At 75.2% G+C, this 22,514-nt stretch carries 22 protein-coding genes and 1 tRNA gene; 18 read left to right on the forward strand and 5 right to left on the reverse strand.

The features are described from left to right. Nucleotides 1–505 precede the first annotated feature (505 nt). Genes ACTJIY_RS16305 through ACTJIY_RS16320 form a run of 4 tightly spaced genes read left to right on the forward strand, consistent with a single transcriptional unit; the run spans nucleotide 506 to nucleotide 6,869 of the window. Nucleotides 506–3,997, forward strand: a complete 3,492-nt coding sequence (locus tag ACTJIY_RS16305) for an Rne/Rng family ribonuclease (protein ID WP_440673876.1) — start codon at nucleotides 506–508, stop codon at nucleotides 3,995–3,997. Then, complete coding sequence (locus tag ACTJIY_RS16310; protein ID WP_439157263.1) at nucleotides 3,994–4,605, forward strand: GNAT family N-acetyltransferase; 612 nt, start codon at nucleotides 3,994–3,996, stop codon at nucleotides 4,603–4,605. Before ACTJIY_RS16305 ends, ACTJIY_RS16310 begins: the two co-directional genes overlap by 4 nt. Nucleotides 4,606–4,656: 51 nt before the next feature. Beyond that, nucleotides 4,657–6,144, forward strand: a complete 1,488-nt coding sequence (locus ACTJIY_RS16315) for a 5'-nucleotidase (RefSeq protein WP_440673877.1) — start codon at nucleotides 4,657–4,659, stop codon at nucleotides 6,142–6,144. Nucleotides 6,145–6,200: 56 nt separating this feature from the next. After that, nucleotides 6,201–6,869: a thymidine kinase gene (locus ACTJIY_RS16320; protein ID WP_440673878.1), complete on the forward strand. Its 669-nt coding sequence runs from the start codon at nucleotides 6,201–6,203 to the stop codon at nucleotides 6,867–6,869. Here the strand turns inward: ACTJIY_RS16320 and ACTJIY_RS16325 are convergent. Next, the gene (locus tag ACTJIY_RS16325) at nucleotides 6,830–7,450 is read right to left on the reverse strand and encodes a protein-L-isoaspartate O-methyltransferase family protein (protein ID WP_440673879.1); all 621 of its coding nucleotides are present in this window, start codon (nucleotides 7,448–7,450) and stop codon (nucleotides 6,830–6,832) included. The two genes, ACTJIY_RS16320 and ACTJIY_RS16325, sit on opposite strands and share 40 nt — an antisense overlap. Nucleotides 7,451–7,626: 176 nt before the next feature. Between ACTJIY_RS16325 and ACTJIY_RS16330 the strand changes: the two genes are divergently transcribed. The 13 genes from ACTJIY_RS16330 to ACTJIY_RS16390 all read left to right on the forward strand — a co-directional run bounded on the left by ACTJIY_RS16330 (nucleotide 7,627) and on the right by ACTJIY_RS16390 (nucleotide 17,947). After that, a complete protein-coding gene (locus ACTJIY_RS16330; RefSeq protein ID WP_205206126.1) occupies nucleotides 7,627–7,833 on the forward strand; it encodes a dodecin family protein in 207 nt (68 codons plus the stop codon). A 227-nt stretch (nucleotides 7,834–8,060) separates the two neighbouring features. Beyond that, nucleotides 8,061–8,381, forward strand: coding sequence for a 50S ribosomal protein L21 (gene rplU, locus ACTJIY_RS16335; RefSeq protein WP_047234734.1), 321 nt, complete (start codon nucleotides 8,061–8,063; stop codon nucleotides 8,379–8,381). Nucleotides 8,382–8,467: 86 nt separating this feature from the next. After that, a complete protein-coding gene (gene rpmA, locus ACTJIY_RS16340) occupies nucleotides 8,468–8,725 on the forward strand; it encodes a 50S ribosomal protein L27 (RefSeq protein WP_047234735.1) in 258 nt (85 codons plus the stop codon). 93 nt (nucleotides 8,726–8,818) lie between these two features. Beyond that, nucleotides 8,819–10,339, forward strand: coding sequence for a GTPase ObgE (obgE, locus tag ACTJIY_RS16345; protein WP_253050440.1), 1,521 nt, complete (start codon nucleotides 8,819–8,821; stop codon nucleotides 10,337–10,339). A gap of 147 nt (nucleotides 10,340–10,486) precedes the next feature. Beyond that, nucleotides 10,487–11,614: a glutamate 5-kinase gene (proB, locus tag ACTJIY_RS16350; RefSeq protein WP_253050779.1), complete on the forward strand. Its 1,128-nt coding sequence runs from the start codon at nucleotides 10,487–10,489 to the stop codon at nucleotides 11,612–11,614. Between the two features lie 53 nt (nucleotides 11,615–11,667). Next, nucleotides 11,668–13,014 carry a glutamate-5-semialdehyde dehydrogenase gene (locus ACTJIY_RS16355; RefSeq protein WP_440673880.1) on the forward strand — a complete coding sequence of 449 codons (1,347 nt, stop codon included), beginning with the start codon at nucleotides 11,668–11,670 and terminating at the stop codon, nucleotides 13,012–13,014. 191 nt (nucleotides 13,015–13,205) lie between these two features. Next, nucleotides 13,206–13,361 (forward strand): hypothetical protein, encoded by a 156-nt coding sequence (locus ACTJIY_RS16360; RefSeq protein ID WP_021483496.1) that lies wholly within the window; start codon nucleotides 13,206–13,208, stop codon nucleotides 13,359–13,361. A 43-nt stretch (nucleotides 13,362–13,404) separates the two neighbouring features. Next, nucleotides 13,405–14,010 (forward strand): nicotinate-nucleotide adenylyltransferase, encoded by a 606-nt coding sequence (gene nadD / locus ACTJIY_RS16365; RefSeq protein WP_440673881.1) that lies wholly within the window; start codon nucleotides 13,405–13,407, stop codon nucleotides 14,008–14,010. Then, nucleotides 14,003–15,103 (forward strand): hypothetical protein, encoded by a 1,101-nt coding sequence (locus tag ACTJIY_RS16370; RefSeq protein WP_440673882.1) that lies wholly within the window; start codon nucleotides 14,003–14,005, stop codon nucleotides 15,101–15,103. Before nadD ends, ACTJIY_RS16370 begins: the two co-directional genes overlap by 8 nt. 25 nt (nucleotides 15,104–15,128) lie before the next feature. Next, nucleotides 15,129–15,575 (forward strand): ribosome silencing factor, encoded by a 447-nt coding sequence (rsfS, locus tag ACTJIY_RS16375; RefSeq protein ID WP_440673883.1) that lies wholly within the window; start codon nucleotides 15,129–15,131, stop codon nucleotides 15,573–15,575. Beyond that, nucleotides 15,572–16,252, forward strand: coding sequence for a histidine phosphatase family protein (locus ACTJIY_RS16380; protein ID WP_253050430.1), 681 nt, complete (start codon nucleotides 15,572–15,574; stop codon nucleotides 16,250–16,252). Before rsfS ends, ACTJIY_RS16380 begins: the two co-directional genes overlap by 4 nt. Nucleotides 16,253–16,331: 79 nt before the next feature. Further along, nucleotides 16,332–16,404, forward strand: a tRNA-Ala gene (locus ACTJIY_RS16385). Between the two features lie 184 nt (nucleotides 16,405–16,588). Then, complete coding sequence (locus ACTJIY_RS16390; RefSeq protein ID WP_440673884.1) at nucleotides 16,589–17,947, forward strand: hypothetical protein; 1,359 nt, start codon at nucleotides 16,589–16,591, stop codon at nucleotides 17,945–17,947. A 15-nt stretch (nucleotides 17,948–17,962) separates the two neighbouring features. Here the strand turns inward: ACTJIY_RS16390 and ACTJIY_RS16395 are convergent, their stop codons facing one another. After that, nucleotides 17,963–18,931, reverse strand: a complete 969-nt coding sequence (locus ACTJIY_RS16395; RefSeq protein WP_440673885.1) for an SH3 domain-containing protein — start codon at nucleotides 18,929–18,931, stop codon at nucleotides 17,963–17,965. A 171-nt stretch (nucleotides 18,932–19,102) separates the two neighbouring features. On the opposite strand from ACTJIY_RS16395, the gene ACTJIY_RS16400 reads away from it, so the two are divergent. Then, nucleotides 19,103–19,948: an aldo/keto reductase gene (locus ACTJIY_RS16400; RefSeq protein WP_440673886.1), complete on the forward strand. Its 846-nt coding sequence runs from the start codon at nucleotides 19,103–19,105 to the stop codon at nucleotides 19,946–19,948. Nucleotides 19,949–20,029: 81 nt separating this feature from the next. On the opposite strand, the gene ACTJIY_RS16405 is transcribed toward ACTJIY_RS16400, so the two are convergent. The 3 genes from ACTJIY_RS16405 to ACTJIY_RS16415 all read right to left on the reverse strand — a co-directional run bounded on the left by ACTJIY_RS16405 (nucleotide 20,030) and on the right by ACTJIY_RS16415 (nucleotide 22,401). Continuing rightward, a complete protein-coding gene (locus ACTJIY_RS16405) occupies nucleotides 20,030–20,479 on the reverse strand; it encodes a hypothetical protein (RefSeq protein WP_440673887.1) in 450 nt (149 codons plus the stop codon). A 92-nt stretch (nucleotides 20,480–20,571) separates the two neighbouring features. Next, nucleotides 20,572–21,504: an aldo/keto reductase gene (locus tag ACTJIY_RS16410; RefSeq protein ID WP_440673888.1), complete on the reverse strand. Its 933-nt coding sequence runs from the start codon at nucleotides 21,502–21,504 to the stop codon at nucleotides 20,572–20,574. A 36-nt stretch (nucleotides 21,505–21,540) separates the two neighbouring features. Then, nucleotides 21,541–22,401 (reverse strand): aldo/keto reductase, encoded by an 861-nt coding sequence (locus ACTJIY_RS16415; RefSeq protein ID WP_253050419.1) that lies wholly within the window; start codon nucleotides 22,399–22,401, stop codon nucleotides 21,541–21,543. Nucleotides 22,402–22,514: the final 113 nt, after the last annotated feature.

Consider the following 22,514-nt stretch of genomic DNA (forward strand, 5'->3'; position numbering starts at 1 on the left):
GGCGGGCTTCAGGGGGAGGTGCTGAGCTACGGCGCCGGTCAGGACGGTCCGGGAGAGGACCGCCCGTGTCCTGACGCTAGGTCCAATCTGCCCCATCGGCAGGGCGGGAGATGACGGCAAGTGCTGAAAACACGGCGCTTGTGACTATGTTCACAAGCACGCGGGACCATGGTCCCGGTCCGGCGGGACCCGGGGCCCGGGGCGCGGTGCGTGTCGCCGGGGTTCGTTCGCGCCCCTGTGCGATACTGGGCGGAGCCGGGTGGGCTCCGCATCGCCCTCCCGACGAGCACGAGATCGCGGCACCAGCGGACCGCGGCAGTCGGAGCGCCGACCGGGGCGAAGGGCCCGGTGGCAGGCGCCCGCGCCGCGCACGCGGACCGCGGCCGTGGCCGACGACTTCCGTCGCCGGACGACGCGCTCCGGTGCGCTCGTCACGAGCGACGACCGACCGCCCCGAAGGGCCGCACGGTGCGGGGCGGTCCCTGTGGCAGCAGGAGCACGACGCGTGACGCTCGACAGCACCTCCGACAGCACCCCCTCAGAGTCGACGGCGGACGCCGCCGCGACCCAGGACCGGGCCGAGAGCCCGACCACCACCGGGCGCAAGCCCGCCCGCCGCCGCGCGACGCGCAGCGCCGCCCCGCCCCAGACGCCGGCCGTGCCGGACGGGGGCGCGACCGCCCCCACCGACGCCCCCGCGGCTCCCGCCGACGTGGCTCCCGCGGCCGACGTGGCCCCGGCTCCCGACACGGCCGAGAAGAAGCCCGCGCGCCGTTCGCGCCGCGCGACCCGCACGACGTCCGCGCCCGTCGAGCCCGCCCCGGACGCGGCCGAGGCCCCCGCGACGACCGCCACGGACGCGGCGGCGGCAGGCGCCCCCGTGGTCGCCGTCGAGGCGTCCGGCGCCGAGGCGGCACCGGAGGCGAGCGCGCCGAAGGGACGCGCGCGCACCGCGCGCCGCGCCCAGGGCGGCGCCAAGAAGGCTGCCTCCGCCCCGGCCGACGTCCCGCTCGACGTGCTCTCCGAGTTCGGGCTGAGCGCCCCGCCCGCCGCGGAGCCGGCACCCGCGACCACCGGCCCGGACGCGGACGCGCTGCTCGGCGCCCCCGACGCGCCCCGCAAGGCCAAGCGCACCCGGACGACGCGCACGACGGCCGCGGACGACGTCGCGCCCGAGGCCTCCGCGGTGGAGCCCGCCGGTCCGACCGAGCCCGCGCCGGACGCGTCCGAGGCTCCCGCGGAGAAGAAGCCCGCGCGCCGCTCGCGCCGCGCGACCTCCGCGGCCGGCGCCCCGACCACGAAGACCCCGACCACGAAGGCCCCGACCGCGACGGTCGCTGACGCGGCTCCGGCCACGACGTCCGACGCCGACGCACCCGCGGCCGAGGCCTCCGCGCCGCCCGTCGAGCCGGAGGCGACGGCCTCCGAGGAGGCGCCGAAGAAGCCGGTGCGCCGCTCGCGCCGCGCCACCTCGAAGGCCGCCCCCGCCGAGGCCGCGCCCGCGCCGCAGGAGACGGCCGCGCCGACGTCGACCGCCACGCCGGCACCCACGGCCGCGCCCGAGGCGCCCGTCTCGCCCGCCGCCACCGGCGCCGGCACGAGCACGCCGCGCCTCGCGACGACCGCCCTGCTCTTCCAGGCGCCCGACCCCGCGGCCGCGCCGCGGCGTCCTCGCCGGGCCCAGAGCCCGGCCGGTCCGCCGCGCCACGTCGAGCCGGCCCCCGTGGCCGAGGAGCCCCCCGCCGCGGCCGGACCGCGCGAGCGGAGGGAGCCCGCGGCGGCTCCGGTGGCGTCCGAGCGCACGGAGGACGTGACGGTCGAGATCGCCCTCACGGGCGAGGACGCCGCCGCCGTCGAGGAGATCGAGGCCATCGAGTCGGAGCTGGTCGCCGAGGGGATCGAGCTCCCCGACGACGCGTTCGGCCCGGAGGACTTCGCCGACCTGGACGAGGGCGCGCCCGACGGCACCGAGGACCAGGCCGCGTCCGACGACGCGGAGTCCGGTCCCCGGCGCCGCCGTCGCCGCGGTGGCCGCGGTCGCCGCGGTCGCCCGGACACCGGTCGCGACCAGGACGAGAACGACGAGACCCCCGCCGAGGGCGACGAGCCGGTCGACTCCGGCGCGGCCGCCGACGTCGACGAGCCCGAGCACGACGCGGCCGACGCCGAGCCCGGCGAGGACGAGGCGGGCAGCAGCCGCCGTCGGCGTCGCCGCCGCCGCGGTGGGCGGGGCGAGAGCGGCGAGAGCTCCTCGACGCGTTCGCGGCCGCGCGAGCGCAGCCTGGCCGACGAGGTCACGGCGCTCAAGGGCTCGACCCGCCTCGAGGCGAAGCGCCAGCGGCGCCGCGAGGGCCGCGACGCCGGTCGCCGCCGCCAGATCATCACCGAGGCGGAGTTCCTCGCGCGCCGCGAGTCGGTCGAGCGGTCGATGGTCGTGCGCGAGCGCGCGGGCCGCACGCAGATCGCCGTGCTCGAGGACGGCGTGCTCGTCGAGCACTACGTCTCCCAGCAGTCGCAGGCGTCCATGGCGGGCAACGTCTACCTGGGCCGCGTCCAGAACGTGCTGCCCAGCATGGAGGCCGCGTTCATCGACGTCGGCAAGGGCCGCAACGCGGTGCTGTACGCGGGCGAGGTCAACTGGGACGCGGCAGGGCTCGAGGGCCAGCCGCGACGCATCGAGCAGGCGCTCAAGTCGGGCGACTCCGTGCTCGTGCAGGTGACCAAGGACCCGATCGGGCACAAGGGCGCGCGTCTCACGTCGCAGATCACGCTCGCGGGCCGCTACCTCGTGTTCGTCCCGGGCGGCGGCATGACGGGCATCAGCCGCAAGCTCCCGGACACCGAGCGCAACCGCCTGAAGAAGATCCTCAAGGAGGTCGTGCCCGACGGCGCGGGCGTCATCGTGCGCACCGCGGCCGAGGGGGCGAGCGAGGAGGAGCTGCGCGCCGACGTCGAGCGCCTGCGCGGCCAGTGGGAGGCCATCGAGAAGAAGTCGAAGACGGCGTCGGCCCCCGCCCTGCTCCAGGGCGAGCCCGACCTCGCGATCCGCGTGGTCCGCGACATCTTCAACGACGACTTCAGCTCGCTCGTCGTCGAGGGCGACGGGGCGTGGAGCGAGATCTCCTCGTACGTCGAGGAGCTCGCCCCCGACCTGCGCGAGCGCGTCTCGAAGTGGACGGGTACGCAGGACGTCTTCACGGTGCACCGGGTCGACGAGCAGCTCGCCAAGGGCATGGACCGCAAGGTCTGGCTGCCCTCCGGCGGCTCGCTCGTCATCGACCGCACCGAGGCGATGACCGTCGTCGACGTCAACACGGGCAAGTTCACCGGCTCGGGGGGCACGCTCGAGGAGACGGTGACGCGCAACAACCTGGAGGCGGCCGAGGAGATCGTGCGCCAGCTCCGGCTGCGCGACATCGGCGGCATCATCGTCATCGACTTCATCGACATGGTGCTCGAGTCGAACCGCGACCTCGTGCTGCGTCGTCTCGTCGAGTGCCTGGGCCGCGACCGCACCAAGCACCAGGTCGCCGAGGTCACGTCGCTCGGGCTCGTGCAGATGACGCGCAAGCGCGTCGGCCAGGGCCTGGTCGAGGCGTTCAGCGAGACGTGCGAGCACTGTCACGGGCGCGGGTTCATCGTGCACACCGACCCGATCGAGAAGTCCGGCGGCAACGGCCGCGGGGGGCACGACCACGGCGGTGGCGCCGCCACCCCGGCTGCCGCCGAGGAGCCGGCCGAGGCCGGCCGCTCGCGGTCTCGCCGCAAGCGCGGCTCGGGCTCGGGTGCCGCGGCGGCCAAGGACGCCCCGATCACGCTCCCGCAGCCGGCGGTACCGGTCTTGCCGGAGGTGACGTCCGAGGCCCGCGCGGCCGTGAAGGCCACGCTCGCCACGATCGCGGCGGCGGCGGCGCACGCCCACGAGCACGAGCACGACGGCGCGGACTCCGCGCCGGTCCCCGGCGACGACGCGCACGCGGAGCCCGGCGAGGAGTGACGGGCACAGCGCCCGGCGGCGTGCCGCTGTACGCCGCCGGGGCGCGCGCCCGCCTGCGCGGGTGGCGCGCGGACGACCTCGCCGCGTACCGCGAGTGGCTGCGCCCGGTGCACGAGTGGCACCGGTGGGACGGCCCGTACTACCCGGTGCCCGACGACGCCGCGTCCGACGCGGCGGTCGCACGCCTCGCGCGCGCCGCCGCCGCGCAGGCCGCCCGCCCGGGCGGGCTGGACGACGACGGGCTCCCGCCCCGGCGCGTCGTCGTCGCCGACGAGGAGGACCGGCTCGTCGGGACGTGCTCCTGGTACTGGGAGTCCGCGGAGACGCAGTGGGCGCGCGTGGGGATCGGCCTGTACGACCCCGCGGTGCGCGGGCGCGGACTCGGTCGCGACGCGCTCGGCGCGTGGATCACGTACCTCTTCTCGGTGACCGACTGGGTCCGGCTCGACCTCGCGACGTGGTCCGGGAACGCCGCGATGCTGGGCGCCGGCCGGGCGCTCGGCCTCGTGGAGGAGGGCCGGTTCCGCGACGCCCGCGTCGTCGACGGCGCCCGGTACGACGCGGTCGTCCTGGGCGTCCTGCGCCGGGAGTGGGCCGCGCGGGCCTGACCGTTCCGGGTCGTCTTCGTCCGCGTCACCCGCACCTGGCATCATGCCGCCATGGGTTACGACCTCTCGGGCCGCCTCGTCGTCGGCGTCGCCTCCTCCGCACTGTTCGACCTCACCGAGTCCGACCGCGTGTTCCGCACGCAGGGGGAGGCGGCGTACCGCGACTTCCAGGAGCGTCACCGCGACGACGCGCTGGCCCCGGGCGTCGCCTTCGGGTTCGTGCGCCGCCTGCTCGCGCTGAACGACCTGGCGCCGTCGGCCGACGACCCGCTCGTCGAGGTCATCGTCATGTCGCGCAACTCGCCGGAGACGGGCCTGCGCGTCATGCGCTCGATCCGGCACCACGAGCTCGACATCACGCGGGCCGTGTTCCGCCAGGGCCGCAGCCCGCACGAGTTCATCCGCCCGCTGCACGTGGACCTGTTCCTCTCGGCCGACGAGCGGTCCGTGCGCGACGCGGTCGACCTCGGCCTGCCGGCCGGGTACGTGCTGGACCCGACGTTCGCGGACGAGGCGGGCGACGAGCTGCGCATCGCGTTCGACTTCGACGGCGTCCTCGCGGACGACTCGTCGGAGCGCCGGTTCCAGGACGGCGGCCTCGCGTCGTTCCGCGAGCACGAGGAGCTCAACGCCGACGTCCCGCTCGGGCGCGGCCCGCTGCGCGAGCTCCTCGTGGGCATCCACCGGGTGCAGGTCGTCGAGCGGGAGCGGCACGCGGCCGACGCGTCGTACCGGCCGCGCGTGCACGTCTCCCTCGTCACGGCGCGCTCGGCCCCGGCCCACGAGCGCGCGGTCGCGACCCTGTCGTCGTGGGGCGTGACCGTCGACGACGCGTTCTTCCTCGGCGGCGTGGACAAGGACGGCGTCCTCGAGGTGCTGCGCCCGCACATCTTCTTCGACGACCAGCGCGCCGTCGTCGAGGCCACCCGCCGGGTCGCCCCGTCGGTGCACGTGCCGTACGGCGAGCTCAACCGGGGGATCCTGCCGGCAGACCCGGCGGTCGACGATCGGCGGACCCTTCCGGCGGACGCCGTGCCTCCTGCCCCGACGCGCCGCGAGGCCGCGACGCCGCCGGCCCCCGCTGCACCGGCGGCCGAGCACGACGCCGAGGACGAGCCGGCGCGGGAGCGCGCCGAGGAGCCGACCCGACCGGCGGGCACGGGTACGCGCGAGCTCCCGCTCGTGCGGTCGGTCCCGGGCATCGGTGGGGCGGGCCTCGCCGGGATCGCCGCCGGGGCCACCGTCGCGCCGGTCGCGGAGCCGGCGCGCGAGGCCGAGCGACGCGACCCGGCCCCCGCACCGACGGCTCCGGCCGCCCCGGCGGACGGCGGGGCGGCCGCGCCTCCGACGGCGAGCCCGGAGGCCACAGGCCGCCCGTCCGGGGCCGAGGACCCGGGGTCCACGGGGACCACGCTGCTCAGCCGTCGCGACGCCGGTCGCGCGGGCGCGCCCGACCGCGTGTCGGTGCTCGGCCCGGCGGGCGAGCCCAAGCCGCTCCCCGTGCGTCCGTCGTCGAACGGATCGGCCCGGCACCACTGACCCGGGCGCCGGTCCCGCGTCGCGCGCTGCCGGTGCCGGGATGGTTCACTGCTCGCATGAGCGGCGCCGCGCGAGTCCCGGACGCCTCCCGCGCGGGCGGGCGGGTCGAGGTGGTGTGCGGCCCGATGTTCGCGGGCAAGACCGAGGAGCTGCTCCGTCGGGTCCGCCGCGCCGAGGTCGCGGGGCGGCGGGTCGAGGTCGTCGGTCATGTCCTCGACACCCGGCGCGGGACGGGCACGGTGAGCTCGCACTCCGGTCTGGCGATCCCGTCGCGGACCGCCCACGACGCGGCCGACCTCGCGCGCCTGGTGCGTGACGGCGGACCGCTCGACCTCGTCGCGGTCGACGAGGCCCACTTCTTCGGGCCCGACCTGGTCGACGTCGTGCAGCGCCTCGCGGACGACGGGCTCGTGGTCGTCGTCGCCGGTCTCGACGTGACGTTCGACGCACGCCCGTTCGAGCCGCTGCCCACGCTCGCCGCGCTCGCCGAGCGCGTCGACAAGCTCACCGCGGTGTGCGCGGTGTGCGGTGAGGACGCGGCGTTCCACGTGCGGGTGGTCCCGGAGACGACGGCGGAGGGCGGCGGGCCTCGCGACCCGCTGGTCCCCGTCGCCGCCCACGTCGGCGGGGCCGAGAGCTACGAGGCGCGCTGCCGGGCGCACCTGCCGACGGCCCCGTGGCGGCCTCAGGCGGGCGGCTCCTCGACGAGCGGGACGAACGAGTAGGAGCCGTGCTCGCTGAGCCGGACGCCACCGGGCTCGCTCCGCTCGGCCTCGACGAGCACCATCGTGTGCCGGACCGGGACGACCATCCGCCCGCCCGGCGCGAGCTGCTCCACGAGGGCCTGGGGGAGCGCGTCGGCCGCGGCGGAGACGAGGATCCGGTCGTACCGCTCGCCCGGCGTGCCGAGCGCTCCGCGCGACGCCGTGACGATGCGCGCCCACGGGGCGCGGCGGGTCGCGAGGTTCGTCGCCCCCCATGCGGCGAGGTCGGGGTCGCGCTCGACGCCCAGCACGTGTCCCTCCGGGCCGACGAGCACGGCGAGCAGCGCCGTCGTCCATCCCGAGCCGGCCCCGACGTCGAGCACCCGGGCGCCGGGGCCGACGTCCAGCAGCCGCAGCATCGCCGCGACGGTCGACGGCTGCGAGTTCGTCTGGCCGTGCCCGATCGCGAGCGGGCGGTCCTGGCCCGCCCAGCGCCGTTGCGCGCGAGGGAGGAACGCGCGGCGGTCGACGGCGCGCATCGCGGCGGCGACGGCGTCGTGCCCGCGACCGTCGACCCCGTCGTGCGGGCGTACCGGGCGCATGCGACCACCTCCGCCGCCAGCGTAGGCACGGCCGCGCGCGGCCCGCCCTCCGTCGCGGCTGCCCGCGACGTCGAGGGAGTCGGGCCCGGCCCCGGTGGCGAGGGACCGCGGGCGGCGGGATGCTCGACGGGTGCGCGGGCGCGTCGGTGCGCCCGCCCCGGACGGGGGAGCCCGGCATGAGCGGCACGGTGGCACGGATCACGCACATCAGCGCGCGGTCGGACACGAGCTTCGAGGACGCCGTGAGGATCGGCGTCGAGCGCGCGGCGAGCACGCTGCGCAACGTCTCGGGTGCGTGGGTCAAGGAGCAGAAGGTCGACATCGTCGACGGGCGCATCACGACCTGGCAGGTCGTCCTCGAGGTCACGTTCGTCCTCGAGTAGGAACCAGAGTCCGGCACGCCGCGGGACACGGGCCGCCGCGCGGACGAGAGCGGGCAGGCACCGCCCGCGCCATTTGACCTGCCCAGCCGATTTCCGTACTCTTGAACGTCGGCGCGCCCAGGCGCGCCGGTCCCGTGTGCCCACGGACGACTCGCACTCGCACGCCGCGGCGTGGTCGGAGTCTCCAAGACGAACTCGCCGTGACGAGCACGCCAAGACTAGGAGAGATGAGCAGCAACGTGGTGTACGCGATCGTCAAGGCCGGTGGCCGGCAGGAGAAGGTTTCCGTCGGCGACATCGTCGTGGTGGACCGGGTGTCCGCCAAGGTCGGTGAGTCCCTCGAGCTGCCCGCTCTCCTGCTGGTGGACGGGGAGAAGGTGACCACCGACGCGGCGAAGCTCGCGAAGGTCAAGGTCACCGCCGAGGTCGTGCGGGACGAGAAGGGTCCGAAGATCACGATCCTGCGGTACAAGAACAAGACCGGTTACCGCCGTCGTCAGGGTCACCGCCAGCAGCTGACCCGCCTCAAGGTCACCGGCATCAAGTGACCTCGCCCGGCGCGAGGTAGCGGCCACGGGCCGCCCCGCGCCGACCGGCACCCTCCCTCAGCAACCAGCACGAAAGCAGGTTCGTCATGGCACACAAGAAGGGCGCGAGCTCCTCGCGCAACGGTCGCGACTCGAACGCCCAGCGCCTCGGCGTCAAGCGCTTCGGCGGTCAGGTCGTCAAGTCGGGCGAGATCATCGTCCGCCAGCGTGGCACGCACTTCCACCCCGGTGAGAACGTCGGCCGCGGCAAGGACGACACGCTGTTCGCCCTGGCCGCCGGTGCGGTCCAGTTCGGCACGCGTCGTGGCCGCAAGGTCATCGACATCGTCGCCGTCGAGGGCTGAGCGACAGCCACAGGCTTCGAGCAGGAGGGGCGCACCGACGCGGTGCGCCCCTCCTGCTGTTTCTCGCACTCCCACCTCTGAGAGGATCGTTCCATGGCCAGCTTCGTCGACCGTGTCGTCCTGCACGTCTCCGGCGGCAACGGCGGGAACGGGTGCGCCTCGGTCCGTCGCGAGAAGTTCAAGCCGCTCGCGGGCCCCGACGGCGGCAACGGCGGGGACGGCGGGACCGTGCGTCTCGTCGTCGACGCGCAGACCACCACGCTGCTGGAGTACCACCACTCGCCGCACCGGCACGCGACGTCGGGCACCCAGGGGATGGGTGACGACCGCGACGGGGCGAACGGCGAGGACCTCGTCCTGCGCGTGCCGGACGGGACCGTCGTCAAGGCGGCGGACGGGACCGTGCTGGCCGACCTCGTGGGCGACGGCGCGGAGTACGTCGTCGCCGAGGGCGGTCGCGGCGGGCTCGGCAACGCCGCGCTGTCGTCCCCGCGCCGCAAGGCGCCGGGCTTCGCCCTGCTGGGCGAGCCGGGCGAGGAGCGGGACGTCGTCCTCGAGCTCAAGACGATCGCCGACGTCGCGCTCGTCGGGTACCCGAGCGCGGGCAAGTCCTCGCTCGTCGCCGCGATCTCGGCCGCGCGGCCCAAGATCGCCGACTACCCGTTCACGACGCTCGTGCCGAACCTCGGCGTCGTGCAGGCGGGCTCGGCACGCTTCACCGTCGCGGACGTCCCGGGCCTCATCCCGGGCGCCAGCGAGGGCAAGGGGCTCGGGCTCGAGTTCCTGCGCCACATCGAGCGCACCGCCGTGATCGTGCACGTCCTGGACTGCGCGACGCTCGAGCCGGGTCGCGACCCGATCAGCGACCTCGACGTCATCGAGGCGGAGCTCGCCGCCTACGCCCAGGACCTCGACATCGAGGGCGGCCGCGTGCCGCTCACCGAGCGCCCGCGGCTCGTCGTCCTCAACAAGATCGACGTGCCCGAGGCGCGCGAGCTGGCCGACCTCGTCAAGCCCGACCTCGAGGCGCGCGGCCTGCGCGTGTTCGAGATCTCGACGGCCAGCCACGAGGGCCTGCGCCCGCTGACGTACGCGCTCGCCGAGCTCGTCGAGAAGGCCCGGGCCGAGGCGCCTGCGCCCGAGCCGACGCGCGTCGTGCTGCGGCCCCGGGCCGTCGACGAGGCCGGGTTCACCGTCACGCGCAAGGGCGGGGCCACGGACTACTGGTTCGAGGTGCGCGGCGCCAAGCCCGAGCGCTGGGTGCGCCAGACGGACTTCAGCAACGACGAGGCCGTCGGCTACCTCGCCGACCGCCTCGCCCGCCTGGGCGTGGAGGAGAAGCTCTTCGCGGCCGGGGCCGTCGGGGGCGACGAGGTGCGCATCGGCACCGACGCCAACGCCGTCGTCTTCGACTGGGAGCCGACGCTCATGACCGGCTCGGAGCTGCTCGGCGGCCCGCGCGGCTCGGACAACCGCCTCGAGGAGCGCCTGCGCCCCACGCGCTCGGAGAAGCGTCGCGAGCACCACGAGCGCATGGACGCCAAGGCCGAGGCACGTCGCGAGCTGTGGACCGAGCGCGAGGCCGGCACCTGGACGGACCCCGACGCCGACTGACGCGGGCCCGCTGTGGGCATGGAATGGGCCTGGTCTCCTTCTCGGGACCGGGCCCCTTCCATGCCCACAACCGGTCCGGGGCGTCCTGGTCCGTGAAATCGTGCGCGCCCGCGACCGTCCGGCGGCGATGATGGACGCGTGAACGCGCTGTCCTCCCGCTCCGAGATCGCCTCCGCCCGCCGCGTGGTGGTGAAGATCGGCTCGTCCTCGCTCACGGGCGCGGACGGTCACCTCGACCTCACGGCGCTGCGGGCTCTCGTCGACGTCCTCGCGGCGCGACGCGCCGCGGGCGGCCAGGTCGTGCTCGTCACGTCCGGTGCGATCGCCGCCGGCATCGGGCCCCTGGGGCTCGCGAGCCGACCGCGCGACCTGGCGACGGCGCAGGCGACCGCCTCGGTCGGCCAGGGCATGCTCGTCGCCCGCTACACGGAGGCGTTCGCCGGGCACGGGCTGCGCGTCGGCCAGGTGCTGCTCACCGCCGAGGACACCGTCCGCCGCGGGCACTACCGCAACGCCCAGCGCTCGCTCGAACGTCTGCTCGACCTCGGCGTCGTGCCGATCGTCAACGAGAACGACGCCGTCGCGACCGACGAGATCCGGTTCGGCGACAACGACCGCCTCGCCGCGCTCGTCTCCCACCTCGTGCGTGCCGACGCGATGGTCCTGCTCACCGACGTCGACGGCCTCTACGACGGCCCGCCGTCGCGCCCCGGCACGCGCCGCATCGCCGAGGTGCGCTCCGCGGCCGACATCGAGGGCGTCGAGGTCACGGGCCGGGGGAGCGCGGTCGGGACGGGCGGCATGCTCACCAAGCTCGAGTCCGTCTCCATCGCGACCGGGACGGGCATCCCCGTCGTGCTGACCCAGGCGCAGAACGCCGCCGCCGCGCTCGCGGGCGACCCCGTCGGGACGTGGTTCGCCGCGACGGGCAAGCGGACGACCCGCCGTCGCCTCTGGCTCGCGCACGCCGCGCGCACGCGCGGTCGCCTGGTGCTCGACGACGGCGCGGTGAAGGCCGTGCAGGGCGGGCGCGCGTCGCTCCTGCCCGCGGGGATCACGGCCGTCGAGGGGGAGTTCGACGCCGGGGACCCGGTCGAGCTGGTGACGTCGGACGGGCGCGTGGTCGCCCGCGGGCTCGTCGCGTTCGAGTCCCGTGACATCCCGGACCTCCTCGGCCGGTCGACGGGCGAGCTGCGGGCCGAGCTGGGCGAGGGCTACGACCGGGAGGTCGTGCACCGCGACGACCTCGTCCTGGTGCGCAAGCGGCCCCGCTGACCGGCCGTCGGACGGCGCCCCCGGGGTGAGCCCGGCCGACGTAGGCTCGGTCCATGACCACCACCGAGGACGCGCCCGTCGTCGCGGGCGCCACCGAGCCCCAGCCCGCCGGTCCCGCCGCAGCCGGCCCCGCGACCGACGTCGCGACCGCCGTCGAGGACGTCGCGCGCCGCGCGAAGGTCGCCTCGCGCACGCTGGCGACCGCCACGCGCGCGACCAAGGACGCGGCTCTCCTCGCGCTCGCCGACGCGCTCGTCGCGGCGACGGACGAGATCGTGGCCGCGAACGCCGTCGACCTCGCGCGCGAGCGCGCGAACGGGATGAGCGAAGGCCTGCTCGACCGGCTCGCGCTCGACGGCCCGCGCATCGCCGCGATCGCCGACGCGCTGCGGGCGCTCGCGGGCCTGCCCGACCCGGTGGGCGAGGTCGTGCGCGGCTCGACGCTGCCGAACGGCCTGCGCCTGCGCCAGCTGCGCGTGCCCATGGGCGTCGTCGGCATGATCTACGAGGCGCGGCCCAACGTCACGGTCGACGCCGCGGGACTCGCGCTGAAGAGCGGCAACGCCGTGATCCTGCGCGGCGGGTCCGCGGCTGCGAGCTCCAACGAGGTCATTGTGGGCGTCCTCGCCCGCGCGCTCGAGGCGCAGGGGCTGCCCGGCGACCTCGTGCAGTCGATCGACCGCCACGGGCGTCCGGGCGCCGTCGCGCTCATGCACGCGCGCGGGCTCGTCGACGTGCTGGTGCCGCGTGGCGGGGCGGACCTCATCCGCACCGTCGTGCGCGAGTCGACCGTGCCCGTCATCGAGACGGGCGTCGGCAACGTCCACGTGTACGTCGACGCGAGCGCCGACCGCGCCATGGCGCTCGAGATCCTGCTCAACGCCAAGACGCAGCGCGTGGGCGTGTGCAACGCCGCGGAGACGCTCCTCGTCCACGCGGACGCCGCATCCGAGTTCCTCCCCGCCGCGCTCGCCGCGCTCACCGAGGCGGGCGTCGTCGTGCACGGCGACGACCGCACGGCCGGCCTCGCGCCCGAGGGCACGGAGGTGCTCGCGGCGACGGACGAGGACTGGGCGACCGAGTACCTCGCGCCCGAGATCGCCGTGCGCGTGGTCGACGACCTCGACGCCGCGATCGAGCACGTCCGCACGTGGACGTCCGGGCACACCGAGGCGATCGTCACGCGCGACCTCGCGGCGTCCGAGCGCTTCGTCGCCGAGCTCGACTCCGCCGCCATCATGGTCAACGCCTCGACCCGGTTCACCGACGGCGGGCAGTTCGGCCTCGGCGCGGAGATCGGCATCTCGACGCAGAAGCTCCACGCGCGCGGCCCCATGGGCCTGGCCGAGCTCACGACGACGAAGTGGGTCGTGCACGGCGACGGTCACGTCCGTCCGTGACGAGCGGTTCGTCGGCACGTACCTGATACCTGCCGGACCGGGCCGCCGAGCGGTCGTGAGAGACTGGTCGGCGACCGGAGCCCGTCCGGTCCGCCGTCGGGCCGGTCCCGGCAGGCGAACCGTTCCACCGCACCACCCCGGACCGCGGCACGACACCGTCCGCCCCGGGGACGACCTTCGAGGAGGACGTCGTGATCTCTGCCGTCGTGCTGGCCGCCGAGGAAGGCGCCGAGGCCGCGTCGCACCTGCCCATCCCGCCGCTCGCCTACGGGCTGCTCGGGTTCGGCGGGCTCGTGGCCCTGCTGCTCGTGACCTACGCGTTCCGCAGCGTCGGCACGCGGCACTGACCGGTAGCGAACGACGGAAGCGCCCGCGACCGATGACGTCCCGATGAGCCCGCGCCGTCCCCGCCTGGGGGTGATGGGTGGCACGTTCGACCCCATCCACCACGGCCACCTCGTCGCGGCGAGCGAGGCCGCGGCGCGGTTCGACCTCGACGAGGTCGTGTTCGTCCCCACGGGAAAGCCGTCGTTCAAGCAGCACCAGAGCGTCAGCCCGGCCGAGCACCGGTACCTCATGACGGTCATCGCGACCGCCTCGAACCCGCGCTTCACGGTGAGCCGGGTCGACGTCGACCGGCCGGGACTGACCTACACGGTCGACACGCTGCGCGACCTGCGGGCCGCGCGTCCGGACGCGGAGCTGTTCTTCATCACGGGTGCGGACGCGATCGAGCAGATCCTGACCTGGAAGGATGCCGACGAGCTGTGGAAGATGGCACACTTCGTGGCTGTCTCCCGCCCGGGCCACAGCCTGAGCGTCGAGGGTCTGCCGCCGGGCGTGGTCACCACGCTCGAGGTCCCGGCCCTCGCCATCTCGTCGACGGACTGCCGTCGGCGTGCGGAGGAGGGCCAGCCGGTGTGGTACCTGGTTCCGGACGGCGTGGTCCAGTACATCGCCAAGCACGGTTTGTATCGAGGTCAGCACGATGAGTGACAACGGCAACATGCAGCCCGTCCGCCCGCTGACGCGGCGCGAGATGCGCGAGCGCGAGCAGGCCGCCGCGGCCGAGCGGTCCGCGCAGCCCGGCACGCCTCCACCCGCCCCGGCGCCCGGCGCCGGCGGGTGGCAGCAGCCTGCTCCCGCGCGGCCCGCCGCCCCGGCGACCCCGCCGCCGTCGCGCCGCACCCTGCGCGAGACGACCGGTCCGACGGACTTCCCGTCGCAGCCGTCCGTCGTCCGTCCTCCGGCCGCCTCGGGCGGCATGCGGGGCCTCGACGAGACGGGTCGCCTCACCCCGGTGCAGGAGACCGCGGAGCGGGTCGCGATCCGTCCGCCGGTCCCGACGCCCGTGGTGCCGACGCGCACGAGCTCCCGCCCGCCCGCGGGCCCGCCGCGGCCCGCCGCGCCGGGCGCCACCGGCCCCGTCCGTCCCCCGACGCCGTCCGCCCCCGCGGGTGGCTTCGGGTCCGCGCCGGTCGGCCGGGTCGGAGCGCCCGAGGCGCCGCCGGCCCAGCCGCAGCGGCTGTCGGCCTTCTCGGCTCCCGCGGCAGCACCTGCCGCGCCCCCCGCCACACCGTCTCCCGCGCCCGCTCCGTCGCCGTGGGGTGCGACCGCGGCGCCCGCGCCCGAGCGCACGCCGGCCGCCGCGCGGCCGGCGGCTCCGCCCGCCGCGGCCGCGCCCGCCGAGGCCCCGGGAGCGGCGCTCCCGTGGTCGGCGATCACGTCCGGGTCGGCGCCCGAGCCGGCGAGCGCGGGCCGCGAGCCCGCGCCTCCCTTCGGCGGCGTGCGCGAGACGGCGGCCGCGGCACCCGCTGTCGGCGGCTCGTCCGACGACCTCTTCCCCCGTGTGCGCGGCCGTGCCGACGAGCTCGACGGCGAGGCGGACGACGACCTCGACGACGAGCCGCGCGGCCCCTCGTACACGTGGCTGCACTACCTCATCCTCGTCGCCGTGGCGTTCGTCCTCGGCCTGCTCGTGTGGACGCTCGTCTCGCGCGACGACCCCGGTCTCGCCACCGAGGACACGAGCGCCTCGGCGACCGCCGTGTCGTGGGACGACCCCGGCACCCTCGACACCGGCCGCTGAGCGGCCGCACCACGAACGGAGACACGTGACTGCCACCGAACGAGCCGTAGAGCTCGCCGTCATCGCGGCGCGGGCGGCGTCCGACCGCAAGGCCGAGGAGATCATCGCCCTCGACGTGAGCGAGCAGCTCGTCCTCACGGACGTGTTCCTCATCGCGTCCGGGTCGAGCGAGCGCCAGGTCTCCGCGATCGTCGACGCGGTCGAGGAGGCGATGTTCAAGGCGGGTTCCAAGCCGATCCGCCGCGAGGGCAAGCAGGAGGCCCGCTGGGTCCTCATCGACTTCGGCGACGTCGTCGTGCACGTGCAGCACTCCGAGGACCGCGTCTACTACGCGCTCGAGCGCCTGTGGAAGGACTGCCCCGTCGTCGAGCTCCCCGAGGACGCGCGCGGCGGTGACGGCACGGCCGACGACGCCGACGACACGACCCGCGGCGACGGCGCCATCCGCCTCTCGGGGGAGCCCCTGGCGTGAGCGCCGGAACGCTCGTCCTCCTGCGCCACGGCCGGACGGCGTACAACGCCGGGATGCGCCTGCAGGGCCAGGTCGACATCCCGCTCGACGGCGTCGGGCAGTGGCAGGCCGAGCACGGCGCGAAGGCGCTCGCGAGCGCGCACCGCGCCACGCGCGTCGTCGCGTCGGACCTCGTGCGCGCCACCGACACCGCGCGCGCGTACGCGGACGCGATCGGCGCGGACGTCCTGCTCGACCCTCGGCTGCGCGAGCGCGGGTTCGGGGAGTGGGAGGGACTGACCGGCCCGGAGATCGCCGAGCGGTGGCCGGAGGAGTACGCGGCGTGGCGCCGGGGCGAGGAGCCCACGCGCGCGGGCGCCGAGACCAAGGCCGCCGTGGCCGCGCGCCTCGTGGAGGCCGTCACCGAGCACGTCGAGGAGCTGGAGCACGACGACACGCTCGTCGTCGTGTCCCACGGCGCCGCCATCACGCTCGCCGTCACCGCGCTGCTCGGGCTGGACCCCGAGGGCTGGCGCGGGATCTCCGGCCTGCACAACGTCCACTGGTCCCACCTGCACCGCTCCGCGCCCGCCGCGACGCCCGCGTGGCGGCTCGTGGCGCACAACGTCGGCGCCGGGTTCCCGCTCGACGAGTGGAACGCGGGACCGGATTGGAATCTGGAGCCGGTTTCTGCGTAGACTAGCGACGCTCCGCAGGACGGGAAACCGGCCGGGGGAGTGTTCATCCAGTGTTTGACCAGGATCTTCGCAGATCCACGGGGCTGTGGCGCAGCTGGTAGCGCACCTGCATGGCATGCAGGGGGTCAGGGGTTCGAGTCCCCTCAGCTCCACCGGATCGAAGCGGGGCGTCGTTCATCGGCGCCCCGCTTTCGTCGTTTCTGCGCTGCGTCGGGTCGTCGCTCTCGCTCTCCTGCTCGGCGCGCCTCGGCGGCCATGAAGTCTGGCCGGTAGGGTCGGCCCCGCCTGTGCTGCCGTCCGGCGGCTGGGTGGTCCCCACGGGAAGCGGAGGCTCGCATGCCGGGTTCGACAGGCGTCTTCGCCGTGCTGGCGGACGCGATCGGCGCACCACGCGCCGAGCAGGTGCTGACCCGGTTCGACCGCTACTCGAACCAGCCGAACGCCATCCAGGGGGCCGTGCGCCTCCCGAGTGACCCCGCGCTGGAGCGTGCGGCGTTGCGGGTGTTCGAGGACCCGGGCCTCAGGGCGGTTGCCGGTCTCGACGCGTCGAGCCTCGCGGAGGCGCTCGACGCACGGACGCTCTGGGCGCTCCTCGCGCTCGCGGCCCGGGCGGACGTGACCGTCCTCGACCGGCTCCCCGCCGAGACCGCAGAGCGGGGCGCTCCGAAGATCGCGACGATCCGCCGGGCGGCCGCGAAGCACGCGGCGGCGCTGGGGTCCGTGCCGGCGGCTCCGGCGTCGGCTGAGGCTCCTGACGTGCCGCTCGCGACCGCGGGGAGCGACGTCCCGGCGCTCCCCGAGAAGGTGGCGCAGGTGGCGCCGTGGCTCGCGGCTCGTCCCGGCGCGGACCCCCGGTGGTTCGCGGCACGCCCGGGGCAGCGGGCGGCCGAGCGGCGGGTGGCCCTCCGGGCGCTGGGAAGCATCGGGACCCCGGCGGCGCTCGACGTGCTCGCCGGGTACGCGCGCGACGGCTACCCCGACGTCGAGCTCGCGGAGCTGCACCGCGCGTGGGGGAGGTTCGACCGGCGGGAGTTCGCCGCGACGATGTTCCGCCCCGGGGGTGCCGTGCTCCAGCTCGGTGCGTGCCCGTCCGTCGAGGGCATCGGCGCGGTGCAGGGACTCACGGGCCTCCGCATGGTCCTCACCGAGCGCGCGGACCTCGCGCCCCTGGCGGAGTGCACCGATCTCCAGCGGCTGGACGTGACCGTCACCGGTGGCCCTGGCAGCCCCGACCTCACGGGCGTCGAGGCGCTGTCCCAGCTGCCCGCGCTCACCGAGCTGCACCTGCTCGGCACGACCCGGGGTGCCGACCTCACCGCGCTGCGGCACACCGCCGTCGAGCGGCTGTCGCTGAGTCTGGACGGCGCCGACGGCGCGTTCCTCACGCACGTGCCGCACCTGCGGTCGCTCAAGCTCTCGGGCGGGTCAGGCCCGGAGGACGCCGGGTACGACGACGAGGACGGCCTCGCTCCGCTGCCTGCGCACCCCGGGCTCGTCGACGTGGTGCTGCGGCTGGTCGCCGACGGCGTCCAGGTGGTCGTCTCTCACCACGAGCGTTCCTGGGTGTCGCGCCTGACGGCCGCGGTCCCGTCCGACGTCTTCGTCGTCGAGCGCAGCGGCTACGTGGGGCTGACCCGTGACGGGTCGGACGTGGACGCCCTGGGCAGGAGGCTGTTCTCCAACGTCGTGCCGTGACCGTGCGGTCGTGGCCTACGACGTGCTGACGTGCACGTGGTCGAAGTGGTTCGCGGTCGTGCCGCCGCGGTCCTCCATGCCGGACCACGCGCTCGCGGGGTCTCCGGCCATCCAGATCTGCTGCTGGTAGATGAGGTAGGTGATCCCGAGGGCGCCGGCGTTGGCCTGGAGGTAGCGCGCGATCTCCCAGCCCGTCTCGCCCGTGATCATGATGTCGAGGGCGCGGCCGGTGCCGTGGTCGCCGCTGTCGCCCGGGCGGATCCCGCCGTAGGACGTCACCTGCGGGAAGATCGCGCACACCGCCCGGTAGACCGCACGGGCGTTGGACCGGAGCGAGGACTCGATCCCGGAGCTCACCGAGCAGGCGGCGTCGGAGATGCCGCTCGCGCTGGACCCGCCGCTCGCGGCGGTCGCCGCCGGCGCCTCCGGCTGGGAGTCCGCGAGGAAGCTGGACTTGATCCAGGCCGCCGCGCCGTCCCAGACGACCTGGCTCCACTCGCCCTCGGTCGTCCCGGTGACGTCGACGGCGGTGCCGAACGCGGCGGTCGCGACGCGCCCGGCGTCGGCAGACGGCCCGGTGCGGACGTTGACGGCGTCGGTGGTCCAGAGCTGGCCGGTGGCGACGGGGACGACCGGGGCGACCTCGGCGGCCGGGACCACGGTGATCGTCGCCGAGGTCTCGACGAGCGGGGCCTCCTGGGCTGCCGCCGGGGGAGCCGTGCGCTCGGACGAGCGGCTGGCGGCGCCGGTCCCGCGCTCGACGGTCGATCCGCTGGCCGGCTCGACGCTCAGCGGCGCGAGGTCGGGGTTGCCCTCGGCGGGCTGCGGCCCTGCACCGACGACACCCGCGCCGAGCAGCCCGACGAGCGCCAGCGCCGGGAGCTTGAGGGCGCGCGCCGGGAGTGCCGGGAGGGCGGGCAGAGCCGGGAGCCGGAACGAGCGTGCGGGAGCTGCGGGGGCTGCGCTGTGGCGGCCTCGGGACATGATGCGCTCCGGTTCGTTCGTGGTCAGGACCGCGCCCATGTAACCAAACCGTGATCTACAAAGTCCAGCCCGGATCTCGCGCAGCAGGTCAGGGACTCATGAGCGGGAGCGCTGAGTCGCACGACCCGCGGTCGTTGGACGGCTGGACGCCCCGTTCCTAGGCTGGAGGGCATGACCGCTCCCACTGTCCCGACCGTGACGCTCAACTCCGGGCACACCATCCCCCAGCTCGGCTTCGGCGTCTTCCTCGTGCCGCCGGACGAGGCCGAGAAGGCCGTGAGCGAGGCCCTCGAGATCGGCTACCGCCACATCGACACGGCGGCGATCTACCGCAACGAGGAGGGCGTCGGCGCCGCGATCGCGAAGAGCGGCGTCCCGCGCGACGAGCTCTTCGTCACGACGAAGCTCTGGAACGACCGTCAGTCCGGCGAGCAGCCGCACGACGCGATCCGCGAGAGCCTCGACAAGCTCGGCCTCGAGTTCGTCGACCTCTACCTCACGCACTGGCCGGCGCCCGCGCAGGACCAGTACACGAACGCGTGGGCCAAGCTCGTCGAGATCCGCGACGCCGGCCTGGCGCGCTCGATCGGCGTCTCGAACCACCTGCCGGAGCACCTCGACCGGATCATCGCGGACACGGGCGTCGTCCCCGCCGTCGACCAGATCGAGCTGCACCCGGCGTACCAGCAGCGCGACGTGCTCGCGTGGGCGGACGCGCACGGCACCAAGGTCGAGGCGTGGGGCCCGCTCGGCCAGGGCAAGTACCCGCTGTTCGAGCGGCAGGCCGTCGTCGACGCCGCGACCGCCCACGGCGTGACGCCCGCGCAGGCGGTCCTGCGCTGGCACCTGCAGCGCGGCTTCATCGTGTTCCCCAAGTCGTCGCGCAAGGAGCGCATGGCGGAGAACTTCGACCTCTTCGGCTTCGAGCTCACGGCCGACGAGGTCGCCGCGATCGACGCCCTCGACACCGGTGACGGCTCGGGCCGCGTGAGCGCCCACCCGTCCGAGGTCAACTGACCCGGTCCCGCCGCGGACCCACGACGAAGGGGCGCCGTCCGGTCGGACGGCGCCCCTTCGTCGTGCGTCGGGGGACCCGGTTCAGCCGCAGTCGTCGCAGATGCCCGTCGCGGGCAGGACCGTGAAGCACGTGGGGCACACGGCCGGCGGCTTCTCGGGCTCGGACGCGCGCGGCGTCGTGGTGCGCCGGGGGGCGCGAGGCGTGGTGGCGGCCTTCGCCGCGGTCCGACGCGCGGGCACCGGCGCCGTAGGAGCGGCGCCGGGCACGTCGAACCCGCGCTTGCGGAGCAGGTCGGCGACGCCGACGGGGCTGTTGCGGAACTCCTCGGCCGTCGCCACGCGCCCGGTCGCGTAGCGGTGCGCGACGCCGAGGATCGCCTGGGCGTCGTACGCCCGGTCCTCGTGCAGGAGAGGCGTCCCGGGGCTGGCGGTGAAGCCGTAGACCCCGAGGAACGCGTCCCGACCCCGGTCGTCCCAGTCCGCGATCGCCTGGAGGATGTGCTGCCGGGTCACTGCCGAGAAGGTTGCCACGGCACGAGCCTAGACCGCCCCGCGGGGCGGCCCGGACGGCCCGTGCGTGACCTTCGGCACGGGCGTCCGGGACGCCCCGCGCGGGACGCCCGTCAGGGGACGGTGTAGCCCGCGGCGCGGAACAGCTCGTACCACTCGGCGCGCGTGAGCGGCACGTCGGAGCCGAGGGCCGCGCCTGCGACGCGCTCCGGGTTCGTGGTCCCGAGCACGACCTGCATCCGTGCCGGGTGCCGCGTGATCCAGGCGGTCGCGATCGCGATGGGCGGCACGTCGTACTGCGCGGCGAGCCGGTCGATCACGGCGTTGAGCTCGGGGTACTTCTCCGAGCCGAGGAAGACGCCGGTGAAGAACCCCGCCTGGAACGGCGACCACGCCTGGACGGTGATGTCGTGCAGGCGGCAGTAGTCGAGGATCCCGCTGTCGCGGCTCATCGACTGGTCGAGTCCCTGCATGTTCGCCGCGACGCCCTGCGCGACGATCGGCGCGTGCGTGATCGAGAGCTGGAGCTGGTTCGCGACGATCGGCTGCTCGACGTACCGGCGCAGCAGCTCGATCTGCCCCGGCGTGTGGTTCGAGACCCCGAACGCGCGCACCTTGCCCGCGGCGTGCAGGTCGGCGAACGCGCGCGCGACCTCCTCGGGCTCGACGAGGGCGTCGGGCCGGTGCAGCAGGAGGATGTCGAGGTAGTCCGTGCGCAGCGCGTCGAGCGAGCCCTCGACGGACGCGACGAGGTGCTCGTAGGAGAAGTCGAAGTACGGGCCCTCGCGCACGATCCCGGCCTTGGACTGGATGACCCACTCCGCGCGCTCGGCGGGGGAGAGGGCGAGCGCCTCGGCGAACCGGCGCTCGCAGCCGTGCAGGTCGGTGCCGTAGACGTCGGCGTGGTCGAGGAAGGTGATCCCGGCGTCCCGGGCCGTGCGCACGAGCGTGCGGACCTCGTCGTCGGTCTTGTCCTGGATGCGCATGAGGCCGAGCACGACGTCCGGGACGACGAGGTCGGTGCCGGGGAGGGTGAAGGTCTTCACCGCTGAGCTCCTTCGCTGGTGGGGACGCGGTGGACGTCACGCGGCGGACAGCCGCGCGACCTCCTCCGGGGTGAGGACGACGTCGGCGGCGCCCGCCGAGTCGAGGATCGACGCGGGCCGCGAGGCGCCCGGGATGGGGATCACGACGGGCGCGAGCGCGAGCTCCCACGCGAGCGTCACCCGGTAGACGCTCACGCCGTGCGCGTCGGCGACCTCCTGGAAGACGGCGTGGCGCGCGCCGAGCTCGGCGGCGTTCGTGATGCCGCCCAGCGGGCTCCAGGGCAGGAACGCGACGCCGAGCGCCGCGCAGTGCTCGAGCTCGCCCTGGCTGGACCGGAAGCGGGGCGAGAACTGGTTCTGCACCGACGCGAGGCGACCGCCGAGGAGCTCGTGCGCGAGGTCGATCTGCGCGACGTCGGCGTTGGAGATCCCCGCCTGCTCGATCACGCCCTCGTCGAGCAGCTCGACGAGCGCACCGACCGAGTCGGCGTACGGGACGGCCGGGTCGGGCCGGTGGAACTGGTAGAGGCCGATCGCGTCGACGCCGAGCCGGCGGGCGGACTCCTTCGCGGCCCGCTTGAGGTAGGCCGGGTCGCCGTCGCGGGTCCAGGTGCCGTCGCCGGGGCGCAGGTGACCGCCCTTGGTCGCGACGAGGACGCCGGACGTGTCGGCGCCGTAGGAGCGCAGGGCGCGCGCGATGAGCTCCTCGTTGTGCCCGACCTCGTCGGCGTGCAGGTGGTAGGCGTCGGCCGTGTCGATCAGCGTGACGCCCGCGTCGAGCGCGGCGTGGATCGTCGCGACGGACCGGGCCTCGTCCGGGCGACCCTCGATCGACATCGGCATGCCGCCGAGACCGATCGCGGAGACCGTCCGGGATCCGAGACTGCGCTGCTGCATGGGGGACTTCCTCACGGGGTCAGGGGTAGGAAGGGACGTCGCCCGCCGGCGAGGCGGGCGCCGGGCGGGACGAGACGATCGACCCGGCACTGCTCGAGCCTAGGAAGCGATAA

The sequence above is a fragment of the Cellulosimicrobium sp. 22598 genome (genome assembly GCF_052044445.1).
In the GTDB taxonomy this organism is placed as follows: Bacteria; Actinomycetota; Actinomycetes; order Actinomycetales; family Cellulomonadaceae; genus Cellulosimicrobium; species Cellulosimicrobium cellulans_G.